Below are 24,961 nucleotides of genomic sequence, written 5' to 3'. Positions count from 1 at the left end.
AGCGGGCGGTGATAGCATCGCCCGTCATGCCCAGCCGTGCGGTTTTCCCGCGCGGGACGCGGCGCGGCGGGTGCCAGAGCACGTCGGGCCGACACGGATTCGATGTCGTCAGTCAGCCGGTGAGCAGGGGTGGACCAGTCGTGACCGTTCGTCAGTCGATCGTCTTCAACGGTGACCTCGGCAGTGGCAAGAGCACCGTCTCGGTCGAGATCGCCAAGCGGCTCGGGCTGCGCCGGGTCAGCGTCGGCGACCTCTACCGCCAGATGGCCCAGGAGCGGCAGATGACCGCCCTCCAGCTCAACCTGCACGCCGAGCTGGACCAGGCCGTCGACGGGTACGTCGACCAGCTCCAGCGCGACATCGCCGCCTCCGGCGAGTCCCTGGTCATGGACTCCCGCCTGGCCTGGCACTTCTTCACCGACGCGCTCAAGGTGCACATGATCACCGAGCCGACCGAGGCGGCCCGGCGGGTGCTGGCCCGCCCGTCCGGCCCGGCCGAGAGCTACACCTCGCTGGAGGAGGCGCGGGCCAAGCTGCGCGAGCGCAGCGAGAGCGAGCGCGGCCGGTTCATCGTCCGGTACGGCGTCGACAAGGCCCGCCTGCGCAACTACGACCTGGTCTGCGACACCACCCGGGCCAACCCGGAGCAGGTCATCCAGCACGTCATCGACGTCTACGAGGGCCGACTCGGCGCGGACGTGCTGCGCGCCGGCCGGCCGCTGCTGCTGCTCGACCCGAACCGGGTGTACCCCACCGAGGACGTGTCGACGCTGCGCGGCCTCTGGGACTCCGACGCCGCCGCCGAGGCGGCCGGACGCGACGAGGAGCCGGAGCCGCTGAGCATCGGCTACACCGGCGAGTACTTCTTCGTCGTCGACGGCCACCGGCGGCTCAGCGCGGCGGTGCGCGCCGGCCTGCCGATGGTCCCGGCCCGGCTGGTCGCCGAGGTGGACGAGCCGGTGGTCGGCGGGATCAGCGCCGTCGACTTCTTCACCGCGCAGGCCCGCCCGGGGCTCATCCACGACTGGGAGGACGCGCACGGCATCACGCTGCCGCTGCCGGAGCACGCGCTGCTCGGCGGCGGCCCGGTGCTCGCCGGGGAGCCGGGTGCCGGCGCCTGACCGCCGGGGACACCGCCACCTCGCCGTCACGGGTTCACCCGATCCGGCGGGCCGGAGCATGATGAAGGCCTCCGATGCCTGGGGAGGCGGAATCGTGGATCCGACCGACGCGCTCGCGCTGCTGATGTCCCCCGAGGGTCGTCTCGACCCCTATCCGACGTACGAGCGGCTGCGCGCGCACGGCCCGGTGGTCCAGGCCGGGCCGGTCTTCTACGTGGTCACCGGCTACGCCGAGGCCGACGCGATCCTGCGCGACGCCCGGTTCGGGGTGATGGACGACGCGCTGCGCGACCAGTTCATGCCCGGCTGGCGGGAGAGCCCGGCCGTGCTGTCGATCTCCCGGTCGATGCTGCGCACCAACCCGCCCGACCACAGCCGGATGCGGCGGCTGGCCGCCGGCGCGTTCACCCCGCGCCGGATCGCCGCGATGCGCGACGTGGTGCGGGCGCAGGCCGACGAGCTGGTCGACGCGATGCTCGCCGCCGACGAGCCGGTCGACTTCATGGCCGCGTTCGCGTACCCCCTGCCGGTCGGCGTGATCTGCGCGCTGCTCGGCGTGCCGGCGGCGGACCGGCCGCTGTTCCGGCGCTGGGCCACCGACCTGACCGGCGTGCTCGAACCGGAGATCACAGCCGACGAGCTGGCGGTGGCCGACCGGGGCGCGACCGAGCTGCGGGACTACTTCACCGAGCTGGTGGCGGCCCGCCGCCGGGCCCCGGCCGACGACCTCACCACCGCGCTGGTCCAGGCGCACGACGGTGGCGACCGGCTCTCCGGCGACGAGCTGCTGGCCAACCTGATCGTGCTGCTGGTGGCCGGCTTCGAGACCACCACCAACCTGCTCGGCAACGGCCTGGTGGCGCTGCTGGACCATCCGCGCGCCGCGGCGGCGCTGCGCGAGCGGCCCGACCTCGCGCCCGCGTACGTCGACGAGCTGCTGCGCTACGACTCACCGGTGCAGCTCACCTCGCGGATGAGCACCGCGCCGTCCCGGTACGGCGACGTCGACCTGCCGCCGGAGAGCTGGGTCATCGTGCTGCTCGGCGCGGCCAACCGTGATCCCCGCCGCTATCCCGATCCGGCCCGCTTCGACCCGTGGCGGGCGCAGATCGCGCCGCTCTCATTCGGCGCCGGGCCGCACTACTGCCTCGGCGCGGCGCTGGCCCGGCTGGAGGCGCAGGTGGCGTTCCCGCTGCTGCTGCGCCGGCTGCCCGGGCTGGCAGTGGCGGGCCGGCCCGAGCGGCGGGTCCGGCTCACCCTGCGTGGTCACGCCACGCTGCCGGTGAGCGTGGGGCGGAAGGCGGCCCCGGTCACCGTTCCCGGTACGCCACCCGGGGCGGCCGGGCCGACTCCGTAGACTGGACGCGCATCGTTCGACCCAGACAAGGAGCCACGCCGAGTGACCGTCCAGCCCATCCGTCTGTTCGGCGATCCGGTGCTGCGCACGCCGGCCGACCCGGTCGTCGACTTCGACGCCGAGCTGCGCAAGCTGATCGCCGATCTGACCGACACGATGCGCGAGCAGAGCGGCGCCGGCCTGGCCGCGCCGCAGCTCGGGGTGGGCCTGCGGGTGTTCACCTTCGACGTCGACGACGTCCTCGGCCACCTGGTCAACCCGGTGCTGGAGTTCCCCGACTCCGAGGAACAGGACGGCCCGGAGGGCTGCCTGTCCATCCCCGGGCTCTACTTCGACACCAAACGCCGGCAGAACGTGATCGCCAAGGGCTTCAACGGCTACGGCGACCCGTTGCAGATCGTCGGCACCGGCCTGATGGCCCGCTGCGTGCAGCACGAGACCGACCACCTCGACGGGGTGCTCTTCGTCGACCGGCTCGACGCGGCCGGCCGCAAGGAGGCCATGAAGGCGATCCGCCAGGCCGAGTGGTACGACCAGGCCGCGCCGCCGACGGTCAAGCTCAGCCCGCACGCCGCCGGCAACCCGTTCGGCCTGGGGCGGTGACCCGGATGCGCCTGGTCTTCGCCGGCACGCCGGCTGTCGCCGTACCGGCCCTGGACGCGATCGCCGCCTCCGGGCACGAGCTGCTCGCCGTGGTCACCCGCCCCGACGCCCCGGCCGGGCGGGGCCGGGGACTGGTCCGCTCGCCGGTCGGCGCGTGGGCCGACGCGCACGGCGTCGAGGTGCTCACCCCGGCCCGTCCGCGTGAGCCGGAGTTCCTCGACCGGCTGCGCGAGCTGGCGCCGGACTGCGTACCGGTGGTCGCCTACGGCGCGCTGGTGCCGCCGGTGGCGCTGGAGATCCCCCGGCACGGCTGGATCAACCTGCACTTCTCCCTGCTGCCCGCCTGGCGCGGCGCCGCGCCGGTGCAGCACGCCGTGCTGCACGGCGACGAGCTGACCGGGGCCAGCGTCTTCGAGCTGGAGGAAGGGCTGGACACCGGCCCGGTGTACGGCACCGTCACCGACGAGATCCGTCCCGCCGACACCTCCGGTGACCTGCTGGAACGGCTCGCGCACTCCGGCGCCGGGCTGCTGGTCGCGGTCCTCGACGCGATCGGCGCCGGCACCGCCCGGGCCGTGCCGCAGCCGGCCGACGGGGTCTCACTCGCCCCGAAGCTCACAGTGGAGGACGCCCGCGTCCGCTGGGGCGACCCCGCGTTCGCGGTGGACCGGCGCATCCGCGCCTGCACGCCCGCGCCCGGCCCGTGGACCACGTTCCGCGACGACCGGGTCAAGCTCGGCCCGGTCACCCCGCTGCCCGACGGCCCGGAGCTGAAGCCGGGGGAGCTGCACGTGGAGAAGTCCGGCGTGCTCGTCGGCACCGCCACCACGCCGGTGCGCCTCGGCGAGGTGCGCGCCGCAGGCAAGAAGGCCATGCCCGCCGGAGACTGGGCGCGCGGCGCCCGGGTCACCGCCGGCGAGGTGTTCGCGTGACGGGGCCGCAGCGCCCGGACCGGCCCGTCGAGGGCGAGCGTCCCGGGGGGTACGCGCGTGAGCACGGCGACCGGCCCGCCTTCGAGCGCCGGGGTGACGACCGTTTCGGCGACCGTGAGCGTGGCGCCCGGCAGCGCTCCGACCGGCCCGCCGCGGACCGGCGTGCCGGCGACCGGTTCGGCGGTGACCGTGAGCGCGGCGACCGGCGAGGCGGGGACCGGGTCGGTGGGGACCGGCGGGGCGGGCGTCCGGCCCGTCCGGCAGTCGACCTGCCCCGGCAGATCGCGTACGAGGCGATCGCGGCGGTGCACCGCGACGACGCGTACGCCAACCTGGTGCTCCCGGCGATGCTGCGCGAGGCCGGGCTGACCGGCCGGGACGCCGCGTTCGCCACCGAGCTGACCTACGGCACGCTGCGGCACACCGGCACGCTCGACGCGATCGTCACCGACGCGGCCGGGCGGGACGTGCAGCGCATCGACCCGCCGGTGCGCGACGCGCTGCGGCTCGGGGCGTACCAGATCCTGCACACCCGGGTGCCCGCGCACGCCGCGGTGTCCTCCACCGTGGACCTGGTCCGGTCGGTGGGGCCGGGCGCCACCGGGTTCGCCAACGCGGTGCTGCGGGAGATCACCAGCCGGGACGCCGACGCCTGGGTGGCGAAGCTCGCCCCGGCGCCGGAGACCGACCCGATCGGGCACCTCGCGCTCGCGTACAGCCATCCGCAGTGGATCGTGCGGTCGTTCGCCGAGGCACTCGGCGGCGACATGGGCGAGACGACCCGGCTGCTCATCGAGGACAACGAGCGCCCGCCGGTGCACCTGTGCGCCCGGCCGGGTCTGGCCGATCCGGTGGCGCTCGCCGACGAGGTGGGCGGCGCGCCCGGCGCGTTCTCGCCGTACGCGGTCTACCTGCCCGGCGGCGCGCCGGGTGACCTGCCGGCGGTGACCGACGGCCGCGCGCACGTGCAGGACGAGGGTTCCCAGTTGGTGGCGGACGCGCTGGTGGCGGCACCGCTGGACGGCCCGGACGGCCGGTGGCTGGACCTGTGCGCCGGTCCGGGCGGCAAGTCGGGCCTGCTCGGCGCGCTCGCCGCGACCCGTGGTGCCCGGCTGACAGCTGTCGAGGTGGCCGAGCACCGGGCCCGGCTGGTCGCCCAGGCCACCCGCGGGCTGCCGGTGACTGTGGTGCACACGGACGGGCGCACAGTGGGCAGCGACCCGAAGCTGCCGGAGGAGCACTTCGACCGGGTGCTCGTGGACGCGCCGTGCACCGGGCTGGGCGCGCTGCGCCGTCGCCCGGAGTCGCGGTGGCGCCGCCAGCCGTCGGACCTGCCGCCGCTGACCCGGTTGCAGCGGGAACTGCTCACCGCCGGGCTGCGGGCGGCCCGGCCGGGCGGCCTGGTCGCGTACGTGACGTGTTCGCCGCACGTGGTGGAGACGCACGTGACGGTGACCGAGGCGGCCCGGCGGTGCGGCTTCGACGTCGACTTCGTCGACGCGCGGCCGTTGCTGCCGGCCGGCATGCCGGGCCTGGGTGACGGCCCCACTGTGCAGCTCTGGCCGCACCGCCACGGCACCGACGCCATGTTCCTGGCGGTCCTCCGCCGGGTCTGACCCACCTCTCCTCGCAGTCGATCAAGGAGTTCGTGTCGCCTGGGCCGCCGTGCCCGGACACGAACTCCTTGATCGTCATGCGGAGAAATGGGGAGGGATGGAGCGTGTGCGGCATCCCGGTGGGGAGAGGGGGCCGGTGGGATGTGACAGCCCGTTGACTGTTTGATCGATGCATGTAACTGTTTCGACCACCGGTCCCGGCACCCCCGCCCGCCGAACCCCCACGAGGAGTCTCCATGAGACGCAGAACGCCGACCACGAGCCTCGCGCTCGCCCTCGTCGCCACCCTGACGACGGCGAGCCTGGCCGGCACCGCCTCCGCCGCGCCCGCTCCGGCCGCCGCCCCCGCCCCGGCCGTCGCCGCCCTCGCCGCGCCGGACGTCTCCCTGAGCAACATCCAGGCCCACCTCACCCAGTTCAACTCCATCGCCACCAGCAACGGCGGCAACCGGCGCTCCGGCTCGGCCGGTTACACGGCGTCGGTCAACTACGTCAAGGGCAAGCTGCAGGCCGCCGGCTACACGGTCACCGAGCAGAACTGCTCCACCTGCACCTACCCCGGCAACAACCTGATCGCCGAGTGGCCGCAGGGCCCCTCCGACCAGGTCGTCATGTTCGGCGCCCACCTGGACGGCGTCTCCGCGGGCCCCGGCATCAACGACAACGCCTCCGGCTCGTCGGTGCTGCTGGAGAACGCGCTGGTGCTGGCCGCGCAGAACCCGACCATGACCAAGCGGGTCCGGTTCGCCTGGTGGAACGGCGAGGAGCAGGGCCTCCAGGGCTCCAAGCACTACGTCAACCAGCTCAGCTCCACCCAGCGGGGCTACATCAAGGGCTACTACAACTTCGACATGGTGGGCTCGCCCAACGGCGGCTACTTCATCAACCGGATCACCTCGGCCACCGCCGCGCCGCTGAAGGCGTACTGGGACTCGTTCGGCATCTCGCCGGAGGAGAACACCGAGGGCCAGGGCCGCTCGGACGACTACTCGTTCGCCAACGCCGGCATCCAGACCTCCGGCTACGCGGCGGGCGCCAGCTACACCAAGAGCTCGGCGCAGGCCAGCAAGTGGGGCGGCACCGCCGGTGCGGCGTACGACGGGTGCTACCACCGCTCCTGCGACAACACCAGCAACATCAACACGACCATCCTCAACCGGGCCGCTGACGGTGTGGCGTACGCGATCTGGCAGCTCGCCGTCGGCGGCGGCACGCCGTCCAACGACTTCTCCGTCTCGGTGAGCCCCACCTCCGGCAGCGTCGCCCGGGGCGGCTCCACCACCGCCACGGTCAGCACCGCCACCACCGCCGGCAGCGCGCAGACCGTGGCGCTGTCCGCCAGCGGCGCTCCGAGCGGCGTCTCGGTGAGCTTCAGCCCGTCCTCGGTCACCTCGGGCGGCTCGGCCACCATGACCGTCACCGCCTCGTCGACGGCCACCACCGGCACGTTCACGCTCACCGTGACCGGCACCGGCTCGGCCACCCGCACCGCCAGCTACACGATCACCGTGACCGGCGGCAGCGGCGGCTGCACCGGCGGCCAGCTCATCGGCAACAGCAGCTTCGAGTCCGGCACCACGCCGTGGACGGCCAGCTCCGGCGTGATCACCAACAGCTCCAGCCAGGCGGCCCGCACCGGGTCGTACAAGGCGTGGATGAACGGGTACGGCTCCTCGCGTACCGACACGCTGTCCCAGTCGGTCACGCTGCCGTCCGGGTGCAGCAGCTACACGTTCTCGTTCTGGCTGCACATCGACTCGGCCGAGACGACCACCTCGACCGCGTACGACAAGCTCACAGTGCAGGTCGGTTCGACGACGCTGGCCACGTACTCGAACCTGAACAAGGCCACCGGCTACACCCAGCGCACCTTCAACCTGGCCGCGTACGCCGGTCAGACGGTCACGCTGAAGTGGACCGGGGTCGAGGACTCCTCGTTGCAGACCAGCTTCGTCGTGGACGACGTGACGCTGCAGGTCGGCTGAGCGGTCCCGGGCGGGGTGGGCGCCGGCCCGCCCCGCCCGGGTCTCACGTGATCGGCAGCGCCTTCGCGCCCGCGCCCTTGACCGACCGGGTCAGCGAACGTTCGGAGACCCACAGGAAGCACTGCACGCCCCGGTCACCGTCGCGCCACTGCTCCTCGAACGGGTGGTAGATGATGGTGCCGGCCCGGTACTGCATGTTGCCGTCGTTCGGCAGCCCGGCGTACTTGGCGATCAGGCCGCGGCAGGCCTTGTGCGTGCGCAGCGGCGTGCGTTCGAACTCGGCGTAGCTGATGTCCGGCGCCTGGTAGACGCCGACGAACTCGGCGTGGTGCTTGCTGGTGCAGGCCACCGGCCGCATCGACTGCACCTCGTCCTTGCTCAGCTTCGGGTTGAAGCAGCCGAGCGCGAGCTTCGAGCCGGGCTTCAACGCACCCCGCAGACTGCCGGTGCGCTGGGCCACGGCACCCTCGTCCAGATCGGTGATCTCGGCGACGTCGCAGCGGTACCAGCGGGCCCCGCCGGACCACGCGAGCGCCGAGGGGAAGACCACCGCCAGGCGTAGCCGCCCGCCGCGCCAGTCCCCGCCGACGGCCCGGGTGACCTGCCGGGCGCAGTCGGCGTGCGCGGCGCGCACGCCGGCCGAGCCGGTCCGCGGCGGTGCGGAACGCTCCGCCTCCGCGCCGGTCATCGTGCCCACGTGCAGCGTCTCGGTGCGGTGCGGGGTGGCGCAGTCGACCGGCTGGTAGCCGCTGAGGTAGCCGACGTCGGCGACAGTGGGATGACAGGCCCCGCTCTGCGGCACGAAACCGACCGGCGCGGCGAACGCGGGCCAGTCGTCGACCAGGTCCCGGTCCACTCCGGCCGGCGCGGCACAGCCGCCGAGCGCCAGCGCCAGCGCCGCGCCCACTGTGACCGCCACCCGCCATCGCCGCATCCCGACCGACCTCCCCCGCGCATCCGGCGCCGCCCGGTCGACCGGTACGCCTCGGCGGTGCAGCATACGGCAGCCGCTCAGGTGACCGGGAGTCCCTCGGGTCCGGCGCCGCGCACCGAGCGGTTCAGCTTGCGGTCGTCACTCCACAGGAAACAGCGCACGCCCCGGTCGCCCTCCTCCCACTCCCGCTGCGACGGCGGGTAGAAGATGGACCCGGCCCGGTACGGCAGCTCGGCGTTGTCCGGCACCTCGGCGAACGCGGCGATGAGCGTCATGCACCGCCGGTGCGTGGCGGGCGCGCCCCGGGTGAACTCCGCCCAGCTCATGTCGCGTTCCTCGTACACGCCGACGAACTCCGCCCGGTGCGGTTCGGTGCACAGCACCGGGGCCATGTAGTTGAGGTTCTGGCCGATCAGCTTCGGGTCGAAGCACCTGTGCACCAGCGGGTTGTCGCCGACCAGCGCGCCCCGCAGGCTGCCGACCCGGTTGACCGGGCGGGTGTTGTCGATGCTGTCGGTCTCGGCCAGGTCGCAGCGGAACCAGCGGGCGCCGGACGTCCAGGCGGTGACGGTGGGCAGCGCGATGTTCAACGTGAGCCGGGCGGCGCGCCAGTCCCCGCCGATCATCTCCCGGGCCCGCTGGTCGCACTCGGCGCGCGCGGTCCGCAGCGCCGGTGAGCCCGGTTCGGGGCGTACGCCCTGCGCCGCCGGCCCGCTGAACCGGCCGACGTGCACGGTCTCGGCCAGGTGGCTGCCCGCGCAGTTCACCGTCTCGTACGTGGCGGCCGCCACCACTGTGCTCAGCCGGGGCAGGCACGCCTCGGTCGCCGGGACGAACAGCTGCGGCACCGGCAGCGCCGCCCAGTCGTCGATCAGGTCGCCGTCGGCCCGATGCACCTGAGCGCAACCCGCGAGCACCGCAGTCGCGGCGCCGGCCAGCGCGAGCACGTGGAGCCACCGTCGCATCGTCCGCCCCTTCCGGGAGAGATGACAGCCGGTCGTCATAGGCCCGACCGGCGTCCCCCGCGCCCGGGCGTGCAGCATACGTGACCGTCCCTGTAGGAGTTTCGTCATCTTTCAATCGATCGGCCAGTCACCGGCGACTATTCGTGCCGATTTTTTCTCCGGACGGCCGGATGGTGCACCACGGGTGACGGAAGGATCACCGCTGGTCGCTCCGGGAGCCGTGCCGCTACCTCCGGATCACCGCGTTCGTACACTGGCCCCGTGACCGTACCGCCGCCGATCGTCGCGCCCAGCATCCTGGCCGCCGATTTCGCCCGCCTCGCCGACGAGGTCCGTGCCGTGGAGCCCGCCGCCGACTGGCTGCACGTCGACGTCATGGACAACCACTTCGTACCCAACCTGACCATCGGGCTGCCGGTGGTGCAGAGCCTGCGCGCCGTCACCGGGATCCCGTTCGACGTGCACCTGATGATCACCGACCCGCGCCGCTGGGCGCCCGGGTACGCCGACGCCGGGGCGTACAACGTCACGTTCCACGCCGAGGCGTGCGACGACCCGGTGGCGCTGGCCAAGGACCTGCGCTCGGCCGGGGCGAAGGCCGGGCTGGCGATCGACCGGGACACCCCGATCGAGCCGTACCTCGAACTGCTGCCGAGCTTCGACACGCTGCTGATCATGACGATCAAGGCCGGCTTCGGCGGTCAGCGTTTCCTGCCGCAACTGCTGGACAAGGTGCGCGCGGCCCGCCGGCACGTCGACAGCGGGCACCTGGAGCTGCGCATCGAGGTCGACGGCGGCATCGCCGCGGACACCATCGAGCAGGCCGCCGCGGCTGGCGCCGACGCGTTCGTCGCGGGCACCGCCGTCTACGGCGCCGACGATCCCGCGGAGGCGGTACGCCGCCTGCGGGGCCTGGCGGAACGCGCGATGACCGGGGCCTGAGATGGACCCGGCCGGCGAGCGACCCGACGTGATCCTCGTCGTCGACGACGACGAGGACATCGCCCGCTTCGTCGAGTTCAACCTGCGCCTGCACGGCTTCGAGGTGCTGCACGCCGCCGACGGCCAGGAGGCGCTGGAGGTCATCGAACGGCAGCGGCCCGACCTCGCAGTCGTCGACCTGATGATGCCGCGCATCGACGGGCTGGAGCTGACCCGGCGGCTGCGCGCCGACCCGATGACCTCGGCCCTGCCGGTGATCATGCTGACCGCCAAGGGGATGACCCAGGACAAGGTCAACGGGCTCAGCGTCGGCGCGGACGACTACCTGGTCAAGCCGTTCGACACGCTGGAACTGGTGGCCCGGGTCAACTCCACGCTGCGGCGCAACAAGGAGTTCCGGGAGGTCTCGCCGCTGACCGGGCTGCCCGGCAACAGCCGGATCCGGCGGGAGATCAGCGACCGGGTACGCAACGGCGTCGACTACGCCGTCGGCTACATCGACATCGACCGGTTCAAGAGCGTCAACGACCGGTACGGCTTCGTGCGCGGCGACGAGTTCATCTCGGCGCTGGCCCGCAGCCTGCACCGGGCGGTGGTGTCGATCGGGCTGCCGCCGGCGTTCCTCGGCCACGTCGGCGGCGACGACTTCGTCATCGTCTGCGCGCCCAGCCAGGTCCGGCCGCTGACCAGCCGGGCCGTCGTCGACTTCGAGAAGGCCGCCGACGCGCTCTACGACGCCACCGACCGGGAACGCGGCTTCGTCGAGCTGAAGGACCGGCGCGGCAACATCCGCCGCGCCGCGCTCGTCACGCTCTCCATCGGCGTGTCGCTGTCCGATTCCGGCAAGCGGTTCACCGACCCGCTGGAGGCGATCGCGGTGGCCTCGGAGATGAAGACGGTGGCCAAGAGCCAGCCCGGCTCGTACGTGGCGGTGGACCGCCGGCGCGGCGTCACCTGACCGGTCCTGTGAGGTAGCTCGCCTCTGTGGCGCGCGCCCGGGCGGAACGTGTAAGACTTCCCCTATACCCACCACGCGCTGGCGGGGCTCGGTGAAATTCCGAACCGGCGGTGATCCACGGTCCGACCGTGGTAAGCCCGCGACCCGGACGGCTTCGGCCGGACGGTGGACCTGGTGAGAATCCGGGGCCGACGGTTGGGGTGCGGCTCGTCCGCCCCCAGAAAGTCCGGATGGGAGACAGCGCGCGGAACGGGGGAGGCCTCTGCCGGCCGCTGAGCACCCTCAGCCGCCGCGTGGGCTCCCCGGGGTCGGCGTCGCCGTCCCCGGGTTCTCCGCCGCCGCGTGTCCGCGGCTTTCGTGGCCGTTCCTCCCGAACCCCGCCCGCGCGCGACCGGCGAGCGGGAGGACAGGCGGCCATGGCGAGCGTCTCCGTCGACGAGGCGATGCGTCGTGCCATCGAACTGGCCGCGCGGGGCCTCGGCGCCACGAGCCCCAACCCGGTGGTCGGCTGCGTGCTGCTCGACACCGACGGCGAGGTCGTCGGCGAGGGCTTCCACGCGTACGCCGGCGGCCCGCACGCGGAGATCGTCGCGCTGGCCCAGGCCGGCACGCGGGCCCGCGGCGGCACCGCGGTGGTCACCCTGGAACCCTGCGACCACACCGGCCGCACCGGCCCGTGCAGCCACGCGCTCATCGCCGCCGGGGTGTCGCGCGTGGTGATCGCCGTGCCCGACCCCAACCCGGTCGCCTCCGGCGGCGCCGCCACGCTGCGCGCCGCCGGGGTCCAGGTCGCTTTGGGGGTACGCGCGCAGGAGGCCGAGGCCGGCAACGTCGCCTGGCTCACCTCGATGCGCCGCGGCTGGCCGTACGTGATCTGGAAGTACGCGGCCACGCTCGACGGGCGTTCCGCCGCGTCCGACGGCACCAGCATGTGGATCACCTCCGAGGCGGCCCGGATCGACGTGCACGCGCTGCGCGGCACCGTCGACGCGGTGCTCGCCGGGGTGGGCACCGTGCTCACCGACGACCCCCGGCTGACCGCCCGCAACCTGCGCGACGGCACCATGGCCATCCGGCAGCCGCTGCGGGTGGTGGTGGACAGCTCGGGGCGTACCCCGGCCGACGCCCGGGTCCGCGACGGCGCCGCCCGCACGTGGATCGCCACCGCCGCGGAGGTCGGCGCCGGGCCGGACGGCCGGGTCGACCTGCCGGCGCTGCTCGCGGAGCTGCACCACCGGGGCGTGCGGGCCGCGCTGCTGGAGGGCGGGCCGACGCTGGCCGGCGCGTTCCTCGCCGCCGGCCTGGTCGACAGGATCGTCGGGTACGTCGCGCCGAAGCTGCTCGGCGCCGGCCCGACCGCGCTGCTCGACGCGGGCGTGAGCACCATCGCCGACGCCATCGATCTGGAGATCACCGACGTTACGCGGGTCGGTCCCGACCTGCGGATCACCGCGCTGCCCCGGAAGAGGGAGAGCTGACATGTTCACCGGCATCGTCGAGGAACTGGGCGAGATCGTCCGGAGCACCGAGACCGGCGACGACTCCGCGCTGGTCGCCATCCGCGGCCCGCTCGTCACCTCGGACGCCCGGCACGGCGACTCGATCGCCGTCAACGGCGTCTGCCTCACAGTGGTCGACGTCGACGGCGGCGTGTTCACCGCCGACGTGATGGGAGAGACGCTGCGCCGTACCGCGCTCGGCGCGCTGCGCCCCGGCGACCCGGTCAACCTGGAACGAGCCGCCGCGCTGAACAGCCGTCTCGGCGGGCACCTGGTGCAGGGCCACGTCGACGGCGTCGGCGAGATCGTCGCCCGGGAGCCCGCCGCGCAGTGGGAGACCGTGCGGTTCCGGCTGCCCGCCGGGCTCGCCCGGTACGTGGTGGAGAAGGGCTCGATCACCGTCGACGGCGTGTCGCTCACCGTCGCCGAGGCGGGCGACGACTGGTTCTCGGTCGGGCTGATCCCCACCACGCTGAAACTCACCGTGCTCGGCACGAAGCGGATCGGCGACCCGGTCAACCTGGAGGTCGACGTGCTGGCCAAGTACGTCGAGCGGCTGCTCGGCGACCGCGGCGCGGGGGGTGCCCGGTGATGGGCCCGCTCGGCTGGCTGCTCGACGCCCAGGTGCACGTGGCCGGCTCGCCGGTGCTGGTCCGGGAGATCGTCGGCAACGTCTTCGGGCTCGGCTCGGCGCTGCTCGGGCTGCGCCGCGTGGTCTGGGCCTGGCCGGTCGGCATGATCGGCAACGCGCTGCTGTTCACCGTGTTCCTCGGCGGTGTCTTCGTCACCCCGCAGGCGCACGACCTCTACGGCCAGGCCGGCCGGCAGGTCTTCTTCTTCGCCGTCAGCGTGTACGGCTGGTGGCGCTGGTCGCGCAACCGGCGTGCCGGTGGCGGGGAGGAGCCGGCCGTGGTGCCGCGCTGGGCCACCTGGCCGGAGCGGCTCGGCCTGCTCGTGGCCGCCGCCGTCGGCACCGCCGCCGCGTACCCGGTGCTCGCCGCGCTCGGCTCGTGGGGGCCGCTGCCGGACGCCTGGATCCTGGTCGGCAGCCTGCTCGCCACGTACGGCATGGCCCGCGGCTGGGTCGAGTTCTGGCTGATCTGGATCGCCGTCGACGCGGTCGGCGTACCGCTGCTGCTGCGCGGTGGCTTCTACCCGTCGGCCGCCATGTACCTGGTCTACGGCGCGTTCTGCGCCGCAGGCCTGTACAGCTGGTGGCGCACCTCCCGGGCCGTCGCGACCGCGCCCGCCCCGATCCCGGCGACGTACTCGGAGGCCGTGGCATGAGCACGTTCGGTTCGATCGAGCAGGCGGTGGCGGACATCGCCGCCGGGCGTCCGGTGGTCGTGGTCGACGACGAGGACCGCGAGAACGAGGGCGACCTGATCTTCGCGGCCGAGCTGGCCACCCCGGAGCTGGTCGCGTTCATGGTCCGGTACACCTCCGGCTACATCTGCGTGCCGCTGACCGAGGACGAGTGCGACCGGCTCGACCTGCCGCCGATGCACCACACCAACCAGGACCGGCGCGGCACCGCGTACACGGTGACTGTGGACGCCCGGGAGGGCGTCAGCACCGGCATCTCGGCCGCCGACCGGTCGCACACCATCCGGCTGCTCGCCGACGCCGCCACCGGCCCGACCGACCTGGCCCGGCCCGGCCACGTGGTGCCGCTGCGCGCCCGCGCCGGCGGGGTGCTGCGCCGTCCCGGGCACACCGAGGCGGCGGTGGACCTGACCCGGATGGCCGGGCTGCGCCCGGCCGGGGTGCTCTGCGAGCTGGTGAACGACGACGGCACCATGATGCGCCTGCCGGACCTGGAGAAGTTCTGCGCCGAGCACGGGCTGACGCTCGTCACCATCGCGGACCTGATCGCACACCGGCGGCGTACCGAGAAGCAGGTCGAGCTGGCCGCCGAGGCCCGGATGCCCACCCTGTACGGCGTGTTCAAGGCGCTCGGCTACCGCGCCGAGCACGACCCGGCCGAGCACGTCGCGCTGGTCATGGGCGACCTCGGCGACGGGCGGGACGTGCTGGTGCGGGTGCACTCCGAGTGCCTCACCGGCGACGTGTTCGGCTCGCTGCGCTGCGACTGCGGGCCGCAGTTGCAGGCCGCGCTGGCCCGGGTCGCGCAGGAGGGCCGCGGCGTGGTCCTCTACGTGCGCGGGCACGAGGGCCGGGGCATCGGCCTGCTGCACAAGCTCCAGGCGTACCAGCTCCAGGACCAGGGCCGCGACACCGTGGACGCGAACCTCGACCTGGGCCTGCCGGCCGACGCCCGCGACTACGGCACCGGTGCGCAGATCCTCTACGACCTGGGCGTCCGGTCGATGCGGCTGCTGACCAACAACCCGGCCAAGCGGGCCGGGCTGGAGGGGTACGGCCTCACCGTGACCGGCCGGGAGGGGCTGCCGGTGCGCTCCAACCCGGAGAATGTGCGCTACCTGCGCACGAAGCGGGACCGGATGGGCCACCTGCTGGACGGACTGGACGAGGTGACCGAGGCGCCGATGGGCCGCCCGGTCGCCGGTGACGAGATCGGAGCGTAGGGCGATGGCGGGTTTCGGTGAGCCGGGCGTGACCGCGGTGGACGCCGCCGGGATGACTGTGGGCGTGGTGGCCGCCCGGTGGCACGGCGACCTGACCGACCACATGACCGAGCGTGCGGTGGCCGCCGCGCAGGCGTGCGGGGCGCGCGCCGTGGTGGCCCGGGTGGCCGGCTCGGTGGAGCTGCCGGTGGTGGCCCAGGCGATGGCCCGCCGCTTCGACGTGGTCGTCGCGCTCGGCGTGGTGGTACGCGGCGCGACGGCGCACTTCGACTACGTCTGCAAGTCGGTCACCGAGGGGCTGACCCGGGTGGCGCTGGACGAGGGCAAGCCGGTGGCGCACGGGGTCCTCACGGTGGACACCGTCGAGCAGGCCCGCGACCGGGCCGGGCTGCCCGGCTCGGCCGAGGACAAGGGCTGGTCGGCGACCGTGGCCGCGCTGGACGCCGCCCTGGCCGTCCGCGCCCTCGACGCCCAGTCCGCCCAGCGGGTCGGCTTCGCCTGACCCACCCGGCCCGTCACCAGGAGCGGCTGGAAGAATCGCCTTCCGTGAAGACGTTCGAGGAGTTGTTCGCCGAGCTGCAGGCCAAGGCCGCCGCCGGCACCCCGGGCTCGGGCACCGTCGAGGCGCTCGCCAAGGGCGTGCACTTCATCGGCAAGAAGGTCGTCGAGGAGGCGGCCGAGTCGTGGATGGCCGCCGAGCACGAGGGCCCGGAGCGGGCCGCCGAGGAGATCTCCCAGCTGCTCTACCAGGCGCAGGTGCTGATGCTCGCTACCGGCCTGGAACTGAAGGACGTCTACCGACATCTCTGAGTGCCCGTCCGCTGATCATCCGATCGAACGAAGGAGCACTCCCATGCTGCGTGTCGCAGTACCCAACAAGGGCGCCCTGGCCGAGTCGGCCGCCGGGATGCTGCGCGAGGCGGGCTACCGCCAGCGCACCGACCCGAAGGACCTCGTCTGCCGGGACGAGGCCAACGACATCGAGTTCTTCTACCTGCGCCCCAAGGACATCGCCACCTACGTCGGCTCCGGTGACCTGGACGTCGGCATCACCGGCCGCGACCTGCTGATCGACTCCGGCGCGCCGGCCGAGGAGATCGTCGACCTCAACTTCGGGCGGGCCACGTTCCGGTTCGCCGCCCGTCCCGACGACGTCGCCTCCGTCCAGCAGCTCGGCGGGCACCGCATCGCCACCGCGTACCCGGGTCTGGTCGAGCGGCACCTGGCCGAGCTGGGCGTCAAGGCCGACGTGATCCGTCTGGACGGCGCGGTGGAGAACGCCATCCGCCTCGGCGTGGCCGACGTGGTCGCCGACGTGGTGGAGACCGGCGCGACGCTGCGCCAGGCCGGCCTGGTGGTATTCGGTGAGCCGCTGCTGCGCTCCTCGGCGGTGCTGGTCCGCCGCGCCGGTGCTCCCGGCGGCGCGCAGCAGGAGCAGTTGCAGCGCCGGCTGCACGGCGTGCTCGTCGCCCGCCGGTACGTGATGCTCGCCTACGACGTGCCGGCCGGCCTGCTCGACCGGGCCAGCTCGCTGACCCCCGGCATCGAGTCGCCCACCGTCTCGCCGCTGCACCGGGAGGGCTGGGTCGCGGTGCAGGCGATGGTGCTCCGCGACGACGTGCACCGGATCATGGACGAGCTGTACGAGCTGGGCGCCCGCGCGATCCTCGTCACCAACATCCACGCCTGCCGGCTGTGAGACCGCTGCCGCTCCCGGCCGCGCTCGCGGTGGTCGTGGCCGGCGGCGTGGCCTCGGCCGCCCAGGGCGCGGTCAACGCCGAGATGGGGGAGCGGACCGGTGCCCCGGTCCTCGGCGCGGTCGTCAACAACCTCGGCGGCTGCCTGCTGGTGCTGGCCGGGATCGTGGCGCTGCCGTCGATGCGCGCCGGGCTGGCCGGGCTGCGCCGCTCCGGGCTGCCGTGGTGGGCGTACCTCGGCGGGGTGGGCGGCGCGGTGATCGTGCTGGTCGCCCCGGTGGTGGTGCCGGTGCTGGGGGTGGCGGTGTTCACGATCGCCCAGGTGGCAGGCGGCAGCCTCGGCGGTCTCGCGGTGGACCGGGCCGGGCTGGCCGCGACCGGACGGATGCCGCTCACAGTGCCCCGGGTCGGCGGCGCGGTGCTCGGCGTCGGCGCGGTGGCCCTCGCCCAGCTCGGCCGCCCGGTCGGTGACCTCGCGGTCGGGCTGGTGCTGCTCTGCGTCCTGGGCGGGCTGGCGGTGGCGGGGCAGTCCGCGCTCAACGGCCGGGTCGCCGCCTCGGTCGGCCCGGCCGCCGGCCTCGCTGTCAACTTCGCGGTCAGCACAGTGCTGATCGGCGCGGTCGCGGCGCTGACCGGAGCGCTCGCGAGCCAGCCCCGCTGGCCTGCCCAGTGGTGGCTCTACGTCGGCGGCCTGCTCGGCGTCGGCATCGTGCTCTCGCTGCTGGTCGGGGTACGCGCCGCCGGGGTGCTGCGTACCGGCCTGGCGCTGGTGGCCGGGCAGCTCGGCGGCGCGCTGCTGCTGGACCTGGTGCTGCCCGGCGGCCCCGGTGTCCGGCTGCCGGTGCTGGCCGGCGCCCTGCTCACGCTGCTCGCCGTGGTGGTCACCAGCCTGCGCCGGCGTGGCCCGGACCGTGTGGCGGCCGAAGGCGCGCCCGAACCGGATGGCAGACTGGTCGGGTGAGCGATTCCGTGGTGACCGTGCGACCCCGCCGCGTCCGGGTCGTCTGCTGGGTGTCGGCCGTCACGCTGATCGTGGTGTTCAGCCTCGTCGCGACGTCGCTGACCGGCGCCACCGGCAACGGATACGGCACGTTCCAGCGCGGCGACCAGTTCGCCATGATCGGCCTGGGTGTCTTCGGCGCGCTCGGCTTCCTGCTGTTCACCCGCCCTCGCGTGATCGCCGACGCCAGGGGCGTCCGGGTGCGCAACGTGTTCAGCTCGTACGAGCTGCCGTGGGAGGTCGTCCGCGGTGTCCGGTTCGACAGGGGCGCCCCGTGGGCCAGCCTGGAGCTGCACGACGACGACCTGCTGCCGATGGTCGCCTTGCAGGCCGCCGACAAGGAGAGCGCGGTCGAGGCGGTCCGCGCGTTGCGCCGCCTGCACCAGGCGCACCTGGCGGCGCTGTCCGCCGGCCAGTCGGCACCCCGCTGACCAGCGAGCCCGGTTTGGGCGGGCCTGGGCCGAGGGTGTAGTGTTGCGGAGTCGACCAGACTGCCCCCGTCCCTGACGCGCGGGCGGTCGAGAAGCGGAGCGCCCGCTCCCACCCGAGTCGCCGCCACGGTGGCCGGGTCCGGTCCCCGGTTTCGGGCACGTCCCGACGCCGGATGCGCGATCCTGTGATCGTGCCGACCGGTCGAGTGGGCCCTGGCATACGCCGGGGCCTTCTGCTTTCCGGGTCGGCTCCCACCCGGGAGCCCACGGAGTCGGCACCGTAGGAGACTCGACTCGAGGAGGCCCCATCAGCGTCGAACCACGCGTGAACGAGCAGATCCGGGCACGTGAGGTCCGACTGGTCGGCCCTGAGGGTGAGCAGGTGGGCATCGTCCCGCTTGAGCGCGCCCTGCAGCTGGCCGCGGACGTCGACCTGGACCTGGTCGAGGTTGCGCCGATGGCGCGCCCGCCGGTGTGCAAGCTCATGGACTTCGGCAAGTTCAAGTACGAGAGCGCACTGAAGGCGCGCGAAGCGCGGCGTAACCAGCAGCAGACCGTCATCAAGGAGATGAAGCTCCGGCCGAAGATCGACCCGCACGACTACGAGACCAAGAAGGGTCACGTGGTGCGGTTCCTCAAGGCCGGCGACAAGGTCAAGGTGACGATCATGTTCCGCGGTCGGGAGCAGAGCCGCCCGGAGCTGGGCTACCGGCTCCTGCGCCGGCTCGAGTCCGAGATCACGGACCTTGGATACGTCGAGGCCGCGCCGAAGCAGGACGGCCGAAACATGATCATGGTTCTCGCTCCGCACCGGGCCGTCAAGGCCTCCGCGGTCGCCGCCACGGCGTCCCGCGGTGGACCGCGCGACCGGGCAGCGGAGGAACCGGCCGCTCCGGCCGGCGAGACCCCGGCGGCCGGCGAGACCGCAGCAGCCGGTGAGACCGGCACGACCGCTGAGACCAGCGGCCAGTAACAGGGGGAGAAGACGTTCCAATGCCGAAGATGAAGAGCCACACGGGTATGGGCAAGCGGGTCAAGGTGACCGGCAAGGGCAAGATCGTTGCCCAGCAGGCCGGCCTTCGCCACAACCTGGAGAAGAAGCCCAGCACCCAGACCCGTCGGCTGACCGGCACCGTCGAGCTGGCCAAGGCCGACACCAAGCGCATCAAGAAGCTGCTCGGCCGCTGACGCGAGCCACCTGAACCGAAGAAGGAGTTGAGATGGCACGCGTCAAGCGGGCTGTGAACGCCCAGAAGAAGCGTCGTACCCTGCTGGAGACCGCGAGCGGTTACCGCGGTCAGCGCTCCCGGCTGTACCGCAAGGCCAAGGAGCAGGTGCTGCACTCGATGCAGTACTCCTACCGGGACCGTCGCGACCGCAAGGGCGACTTCCGGCAGCTCTGGATCCAGCGGATCAACGCCGGCGCCCGGGCCAACGGCCTGACCTACAACCGCCTGATCCAGGGCCTGCGCCTGGCCGGCATCGAGGTCGACCGGAAGATCCTGGCCGACATGGCCGTCAACGACGCCGCCGCGTTCGCGGCGATCGTCGAGCTGGCCCGCGCCGCCGTGGCGGCCGAGGGCACCGGTGGCGCCGCGGCTCAGGCCGCCTGACCCACCCCGTACGGCAGATCGAGGCGTCTCCCATGCAGTCACAGTCGCAGGGGAGGCGCCTCGACGCCGTTCCCGGACCGTTCACCCCGCGTACCCCGAGGGTCGTTGCCGCCCGCCGGTTGCAGCGCCGGCGCGACCGCGACCAGGCCGGCCGGTTCCTGGCCGAGGGGCCGCAGGCGGTCCGGGAGGCGCTCGCCCGCACCGGCACCGTGGTCGAGCTGTTCGGCACCCCGGCGGCGCTCGACCGGTACGCCGACCTCGCGGCCGCCGCCGCCCGCGCCGACGTGCCCGTCTCCGAGGTGACCGACGACGCGCTCGCGGCGCTCACCGAGACCGTCGCGCCGCAGGGCCTGGTGGCGGTGTGCCGGCACCTCGACGTACCCCTGGAGCAGGCAGTGGCGCGCGGGCCGCGCCTGGTCGCGGTGCTCGCCGGGATCCGTGACCCGGGCAACGCCGGCACCGTGCTGCGTACCGCCGACGCGGCGGGCGCGGGCGCTGTGATCTTCGCCGGCGAGGCGGTCGACCCCTACAACGGCAAGTGCGTGCGGGCCTCCGCCGGCAGCCTCTTCCACGTCGACGTGGTGCGCGCCGCCGACCCGCTCGCCGCCGTCGAGGCGCTGCGGGCCGCCGGCCTGGAGATCCTGGCCACCACCGGGTACGGCGACAGCGACCTGGACGACCTCGCCGACGCGGGCCGGCTGGCCGCCCCCACCGCGTGGCTGTTCGGCTCGGAGGCGCACGGCCTGCCCGACGAGCTGACCGGCGCCGCCGACGCCCGGGTCCGGGTGCCGCTGCACGGGCGCGCGGAGAGCCTGAACCTGGCTGCGGCGGCGGCCGTCTGCCTGTATTCTTCCGCCAGAGCACTGCGTGTCCCCCGGGGCACGCGAGAGACAGCAGGGGAGTCCGCCTCGTCATGAACGCGCCACGGCGTTCGTTTAGCCAGCCCGCCGGTGTCGGCGGGCGGCGGGCCTGACCCTTCCCCCTGCACGACTCCCCACCGGCGGGCTGCGGCGAAGCCGCGCGTCCGTAGACTCGCCTAGCCACCCGCGAGGGTCGGCGCCGCCGTGAGGGAGTGCCCGTTCACCATGAGCTACCGCAACGATCCGTACGACCCGAAGCAGGTCGCCCTGCTCGACCCGGACGCCCTGGCCGGGGCCGTGGCAGACGCCGAGAAGGCGTTCGCCGAGGCCGCCGACCCGGACGCGCTCACCGCGCTGCGCCCCGCGCACCTCGGTGACCGGTCCCCGGTGTCGCTGGCCCGCCGGGAGATCGGCGCGCTGCCGCCGGCCGCGAAGGCCGACGCCGGCAAGCGGGTCAACGAGGCCCGCCGGGCCATCGAGTCCGCGTACGCCGCCCGGCAGGAGATCCTGGACCGGGAACGGGCCGCGCGGGTACTGGTCGAGGAGCGGGTCGACGTGACCCTGCCGTACGACCGCCGGCCGCGCGGAGCCCGCCACCCGCTGAGCGTGCTGATGGAGCAGATCAGCGACCTGTTCATCGGCATGGGGTACGAGGTGGCCGAGGGCCCCGAGGTCGAGCTGGAGTGGACCAACTTCGACGCGCTGAACATCCCGGCCGACCACCCGGCGCGCGGCCTGATGGACACGTTCCACATCGCACCCGAAGGCTCGGGCCTTGTTCTCCGCACCCACACGTCGCCGGTGCAGGCGCGCACCATGCTCAGCCGCAAGCCGCCGATCTACGTGGTCGTGCCCGGCCGCGTCTACCGCACCGACGAGCTGGACGCCACCCACGCGCCGGTGTTCCACCAGGTCGAAGGCCTCGTGGTGGACAAGGGCATCACCATGGCGCACCTGCGCGGCACGCTCGACCACTTCGCCCGGGCCATGTTCGGCGAGGGTGCGAAGACACGCTGGCGGCCGCACTACTTCCCGTTCACCGAGCCGTCGGCGGAGTTCGACGTCTGGTTCCCGGAGCACCGGGACGGTCCGCAGTGGGTCGAGTGGGGCGGCTGCGGCATGGTCAACCCGCGGGTGCTGCGTGCCTGCGGCATCGACCCGGAGGTCTACTCCGGATTCGCGTTCGGCATGGGCATCGACCGGACCGTGATGGTCCGGCACGGCGTCAGTGACATGCGGGACATGGCCGAGGGCGACGTGCGGTTCACCCGCGCGTTCGGCGCCTGAGCTACGGGAACGGTGGTTTAACAGTCATGCGAGTCTCTGTCAGTTGGCTGCGGGAGTACGTGGACCTGCCGGCCGACCTGCCCACCGGCGACCTGGAGCAGGCGCTGGTCGACCTCGGCATCGAGGTCGAGTCCGTGGTGGACCTGCGCGAGTCGGTCACCGGCCCGCTGGTCGTCGGCGAGGTCCTGGAGATCGAGGAGCTGACCGGCTTCAAGAAGCCGATCCGCTTCTGCCGGGTCGACGTCGGCGCCGCGAACGGCACCGGTGAGCCGCAGGAGATCGTCTGCGGGGCGCGCAACTTCGCCGTGGGCGACAAGGTCGTGGTGATCCTCCCCGGCGGCGTGCTGCCCGGCGGGTTCGCGATCGGCGCGCGCAAGACGTACGGGCGCAACTCCCACGGCATGATCTGCTCGGCGCAGGAGCTGGGGCTCGGCGACGACCACTCGGGCATCGTCGTGCTGCCCGAGGACGTCAAGGCCCAGTCCGGCGACGACGCCCGGCCCGTCGTCGGCCTGGACGACGTCGTGGTCGAGATGGAGATCACCCCGGACCGCGGGTACGCGCTGAGCGTGCGCGGCATCGCCCGGGAGCTGTCGCACGCGCTCGGCGTGCCGTTCCGCGACCCGGCCGACGCGCCCGCGCCCGGCGCGACCGCCGAGCCGGCGTACCCGGTCGAGGTCCGTGACCCGGTCGGCTGCGACCGGTTCGCGGCGCGGATGGTGCGCGGCGTCGACCCGACGGTCGAGACGCCCGGCTGGATGCGGCAGCGGCTCACGGTGGCCGGGGTGCGCAGCATCTCGCTCGCCGTCGACATCACCAACTACCTGATGCTCGAACTCGGCCAGCCGATGCACGCCTTCGACGCGGACCGGATCGCCGGGACGCTCGTGGTGCGCCGCGCCGAGGCGGGGGAGAAGCTGACCACGCTGGACGGGGTGAACCGCACGCTGTCCGCCGAGGACCTGGTCATCTGCGACGAGAGCGGTCCGATCTCGCTCGCCGCGGTGATGGGCGGCGAGACCAGCGAGGTGCTCGCCTCCACCACGAACGTGCTGTTCGAGGCGGCGCACTGGGATCCGGCCACCGTCGGCCGTACCGCGCGGCGGCACAAGCTGTTCAGCGAGGCCGCGAAGCGCTGGGAGCGGGGCGTGGACCCGGCGCTGCCACTGGTCGCGCTGGAGAAGGCGGTCCGGCTGCTCACCGACCTCGCCGGTGGTACGGCTGGCGAAGAGGTGCTCGACATCGACCACGTCGCGCCGCGTACGCCTGTCACGCTGCCGGTGGACCTGCCGTCGCGGCGCGTCGGCGTGACCTATTCGCCGGACCGGGTGGTGGAGCTGCTGGAGCAGGTCGGCTGCACCGTCACCCGCGGCACCGACCGGCTCGCCGAGGACCCGGGCGCCGTCGGCACGGCCGGGGTCGGCCCGGGCGCCGGTGCCGGTGAGGTGCTGACCGTCACGCCGCCGAGCTGGCGGCCCGACCTGACCGACCCGGCCGACCTGGTGGAGGAGGTGGTACGCCTCGACGGCTACGACCGCGTGCCGTCGGTGCTGCCCACCGCGCCGCCCGGCCGGGGCCTGACCTGGCAGCAGCAGCGCCGCCGGGCCGTCGCCCGCTCGCTCGCCGAGCGCGGCTACGTCGAGGTGCTGGCGCAGCCGTTCGTCGCGCCGGAACTGGTCGACCAGCTCGGCCTGCCCGCCGACGACCCGCGCCGCCCCGCGGTACGGCTGGCGAACCCGCTGTCGGAGGAGGAGCCGCTGCTGCGCACCACGCTGCTCGGCCCGCTGCTCGGCATCGTCAAGCGCAACGTCGGCCGGGGCCAGCGGGACGTGGCGATCTACGAGATCGGCACGGTCTTCCACCCGCGTCCCGGTGCCGGCACCCCGCCCGCGATGGGCGTGGACCGGCGGCCCACCGACGAGGAGTTCGCCGCCGCCGACGCGGTCGTTCCCGCCCAGCCCCGGCACGTCGCGGTGGCGCTCACCGGCGAGATCGAACCGGCCGGCTGGTGGGGCGCGGGCCGCACGGCCGGCTGGGCGGACGCCGTCGAGGCGGGCCGGGCGGTGCTCGACGCCGCCGGGATCCCCGCCGACCGGGTGACGGTACGGGCCGGCGAGCGGGCGCCCTGGCACCCGGGCCGCTGCGCCGAACTGGTGGTGGACGACGTGGTCGTCGGCCACGCCGGTGAGCTGCACCCGGCCGTGCTGGCCGCGCTGGAGCTGCCCCGGCGTACCAGCGCCATGGAACTGGACCTGGACGCGCTGCCCGCCGCCCCGCTGGCGGCCGGGCCGACCATCTCCACGTTCCCGCCGGCCCTGATCGACGTGGCGCTGGTGGTGGACGACGCGGTGCCGGCGGCCGACGTGCGGGCGGCACTGGTCGAGGGCGCGGGCGCGCTGCTGGAGGACGTCCGCCTGTTCGACGTCTACACCTCCGAGCAGCTCGGCGAGGGACGCAAGTCGCTGGCGTACAAGCTGACGTTCCGCGCCCCGGACCGGACCCTCGCGGGCGAGGAGGCGGTGGCCGCGCGCGACGCGGCGGTAGCGGTAGCCGCCGAGCGCTTCGGCGCCACCCTGCGCGGCGCATGAAAGGAGGGGCCCCCTCTTAACGCC

The 24,961-nt window shown here is 73.7% G+C and carries 24 protein-coding genes, 1 pseudogene and 1 riboswitch; of the genes and pseudogenes, 23 read left to right on the top strand and 2 right to left on the bottom strand.

Going from position 1 to position 24,961, the window contains the following annotated elements; all coding sequences use genetic code 11:
* Positions 1-140 precede the first annotated feature (140 nt).
* The 6 genes from FHX31_RS19070 to FHX31_RS19045 all read left to right on the top strand — a co-directional run bounded on the left by FHX31_RS19070 (position 141) and on the right by FHX31_RS19045 (position 7,614).
* Positions 141-1,121 (top strand): AAA family ATPase, encoded by a 981-nt coding sequence (locus FHX31_RS19070; protein ID WP_013285521.1) that lies wholly within the window; start codon positions 141-143, stop codon positions 1,119-1,121.
* A gap of 94 nt (positions 1,122-1,215) precedes the next feature.
* Positions 1,216-2,478: a cytochrome P450 gene (locus tag FHX31_RS19065; RefSeq protein WP_184976930.1), complete on the top strand. Its 1,263-nt coding sequence runs from the start codon at positions 1,216-1,218 to the stop codon at positions 2,476-2,478.
* 42 nt (positions 2,479-2,520) lie between these two features.
* Positions 2,521-3,081, top strand: a complete 561-nt coding sequence (def, locus tag FHX31_RS19060; protein WP_013285523.1) for a peptide deformylase — start codon at positions 2,521-2,523, stop codon at positions 3,079-3,081.
* 5 nt (positions 3,082-3,086) lie between these two features.
* Entirely contained in the window at positions 3,087-4,013 is a 927-nt protein-coding gene (gene fmt, locus FHX31_RS19055; RefSeq protein WP_047892442.1) for a methionyl-tRNA formyltransferase, read from the top strand.
* Entirely contained in the window at positions 4,010-5,629 is a 1,620-nt protein-coding gene (locus FHX31_RS19050; RefSeq protein WP_114920017.1) for an RsmB/NOP family class I SAM-dependent RNA methyltransferase, read from the top strand. The genes fmt and FHX31_RS19050 overlap by 4 nt, the downstream gene beginning before the upstream one ends.
* Before the next feature lie 236 nt (positions 5,630-5,865).
* Positions 5,866-7,614, top strand: a complete 1,749-nt coding sequence (locus FHX31_RS19045; protein WP_013285526.1) for a M28 family metallopeptidase — start codon at positions 5,866-5,868, stop codon at positions 7,612-7,614.
* Between the two features lie 43 nt (positions 7,615-7,657).
* Here FHX31_RS19045 and FHX31_RS19040 read toward each other — a convergent pair whose 3' ends face one another.
* Both FHX31_RS19040 and FHX31_RS19035 read right to left on the bottom strand, forming a co-directional pair.
* Complete coding sequence (locus FHX31_RS19040) at positions 7,658-8,548, bottom strand: septum formation family protein (RefSeq protein WP_013285527.1); 891 nt, start codon at positions 8,546-8,548, stop codon at positions 7,658-7,660.
* A 77-nt stretch (positions 8,549-8,625) separates the two neighbouring features.
* Positions 8,626-9,513, bottom strand: coding sequence for a septum formation family protein (locus FHX31_RS19035; protein WP_013285528.1), 888 nt, complete (start codon positions 9,511-9,513; stop codon positions 8,626-8,628).
* Positions 9,514-9,774: 261 nt separating this feature from the next.
* Here FHX31_RS19035 and rpe point away from each other — a divergent pair, with 261 nt between their 5' ends.
* The 17 genes and pseudogenes from rpe to FHX31_RS18950 all read left to right on the top strand — a co-directional run bounded on the left by rpe (position 9,775) and on the right by FHX31_RS18950 (position 24,937).
* Positions 9,775-10,455, top strand: coding sequence for a ribulose-phosphate 3-epimerase (gene rpe / locus FHX31_RS19030; RefSeq protein ID WP_013285529.1), 681 nt, complete (start codon positions 9,775-9,777; stop codon positions 10,453-10,455).
* Between the two features lies 1 nt (position 10,456).
* Positions 10,457-11,413, top strand: coding sequence for a response regulator (locus tag FHX31_RS19025; RefSeq protein WP_013285530.1), 957 nt, complete (start codon positions 10,457-10,459; stop codon positions 11,411-11,413).
* Between the two features lie 73 nt (positions 11,414-11,486).
* A riboswitch (FMN riboswitch) is annotated at positions 11,487-11,659 on the top strand.
* Positions 11,660-11,829: 170 nt separating this feature from the next.
* Positions 11,830-12,891 carry a bifunctional diaminohydroxyphosphoribosylaminopyrimidine deaminase/5-amino-6-(5-phosphoribosylamino)uracil reductase RibD gene (gene ribD, locus FHX31_RS19020; protein ID WP_184976929.1) on the top strand — a complete coding sequence of 354 codons (1,062 nt, stop codon included), beginning with the start codon at positions 11,830-11,832 and terminating at the stop codon, positions 12,889-12,891.
* Between the two features lies 1 nt (position 12,892).
* Positions 12,893-13,514, top strand: a pseudogene (locus FHX31_RS19015) (riboflavin synthase); the annotation flags it as partial.
* A complete protein-coding gene (pnuC, locus tag FHX31_RS19010) occupies positions 13,504-14,199 on the top strand; it encodes a nicotinamide riboside transporter PnuC (protein WP_013285533.1) in 696 nt (231 codons plus the stop codon). The pseudogene FHX31_RS19015 and the gene pnuC, both read left to right, overlap by 11 nt.
* Entirely contained in the window at positions 14,196-15,461 is a 1,266-nt protein-coding gene (locus tag FHX31_RS19005; protein WP_184976928.1) for a bifunctional 3,4-dihydroxy-2-butanone-4-phosphate synthase/GTP cyclohydrolase II, read from the top strand. Before pnuC ends, FHX31_RS19005 begins: the two co-directional genes overlap by 4 nt.
* A gap of 4 nt (positions 15,462-15,465) precedes the next feature.
* A complete protein-coding gene (gene ribH / locus FHX31_RS19000; protein ID WP_013474910.1) occupies positions 15,466-15,963 on the top strand; it encodes a 6,7-dimethyl-8-ribityllumazine synthase in 498 nt (165 codons plus the stop codon).
* Between the two features lie 44 nt (positions 15,964-16,007).
* Entirely contained in the window at positions 16,008-16,271 is a 264-nt protein-coding gene (locus FHX31_RS18995) for a phosphoribosyl-ATP diphosphatase (RefSeq protein WP_013285536.1), read from the top strand.
* 43 nt (positions 16,272-16,314) lie between these two features.
* Positions 16,315-17,160: an ATP phosphoribosyltransferase gene (gene hisG, locus FHX31_RS18990; RefSeq protein WP_013285537.1), complete on the top strand. Its 846-nt coding sequence runs from the start codon at positions 16,315-16,317 to the stop codon at positions 17,158-17,160.
* Positions 17,157-18,119, top strand: a complete 963-nt coding sequence (locus FHX31_RS18985) for a DMT family transporter (RefSeq protein ID WP_013474911.1) — start codon at positions 17,157-17,159, stop codon at positions 18,117-18,119. Before hisG ends, FHX31_RS18985 begins: the two co-directional genes overlap by 4 nt.
* Positions 18,116-18,589, top strand: coding sequence for a PH domain-containing protein (locus FHX31_RS18980; protein WP_030271068.1), 474 nt, complete (start codon positions 18,116-18,118; stop codon positions 18,587-18,589). The genes FHX31_RS18985 and FHX31_RS18980 overlap by 4 nt, the downstream gene beginning before the upstream one ends.
* Before the next feature lie 325 nt (positions 18,590-18,914).
* Positions 18,915-19,562 carry a translation initiation factor IF-3 gene (gene infC / locus FHX31_RS18975; RefSeq protein WP_013285540.1) on the top strand — a complete coding sequence of 216 codons (648 nt, stop codon included), beginning with the start codon at positions 18,915-18,917 and terminating at the stop codon, positions 19,560-19,562.
* A 20-nt stretch (positions 19,563-19,582) separates the two neighbouring features.
* The gene (gene rpmI, locus FHX31_RS18970) at positions 19,583-19,777 is read left to right on the top strand and encodes a 50S ribosomal protein L35 (RefSeq protein ID WP_007075851.1); all 195 of its coding nucleotides are present in this window, start codon (positions 19,583-19,585) and stop codon (positions 19,775-19,777) included.
* A gap of 32 nt (positions 19,778-19,809) precedes the next feature.
* Positions 19,810-20,202, top strand: coding sequence for a 50S ribosomal protein L20 (rplT, locus tag FHX31_RS18965; RefSeq protein ID WP_013285541.1), 393 nt, complete (start codon positions 19,810-19,812; stop codon positions 20,200-20,202).
* Between the two features lie 32 nt (positions 20,203-20,234).
* The gene (locus FHX31_RS18960) at positions 20,235-21,119 is read left to right on the top strand and encodes a TrmH family RNA methyltransferase (RefSeq protein ID WP_184976927.1); all 885 of its coding nucleotides are present in this window, start codon (positions 20,235-20,237) and stop codon (positions 21,117-21,119) included.
* A gap of 168 nt (positions 21,120-21,287) precedes the next feature.
* Positions 21,288-22,349: a phenylalanine--tRNA ligase subunit alpha gene (pheS, locus tag FHX31_RS18955; protein ID WP_013474913.1), complete on the top strand. Its 1,062-nt coding sequence runs from the start codon at positions 21,288-21,290 to the stop codon at positions 22,347-22,349.
* 26 nt (positions 22,350-22,375) lie between these two features.
* The gene (locus tag FHX31_RS18950; RefSeq protein WP_184976926.1) at positions 22,376-24,937 is read left to right on the top strand and encodes a phenylalanine--tRNA ligase subunit beta; all 2,562 of its coding nucleotides are present in this window, start codon (positions 22,376-22,378) and stop codon (positions 24,935-24,937) included.
* Positions 24,938-24,961: the final 24 nt, after the last annotated feature.

The organism is Micromonospora sp. CNZ286, assembly GCF_014207755.1.
The sequence above is the reverse complement of the archived record's forward strand: the minus strand, read 5'-3'. Positions and strand labels throughout refer to the sequence as shown.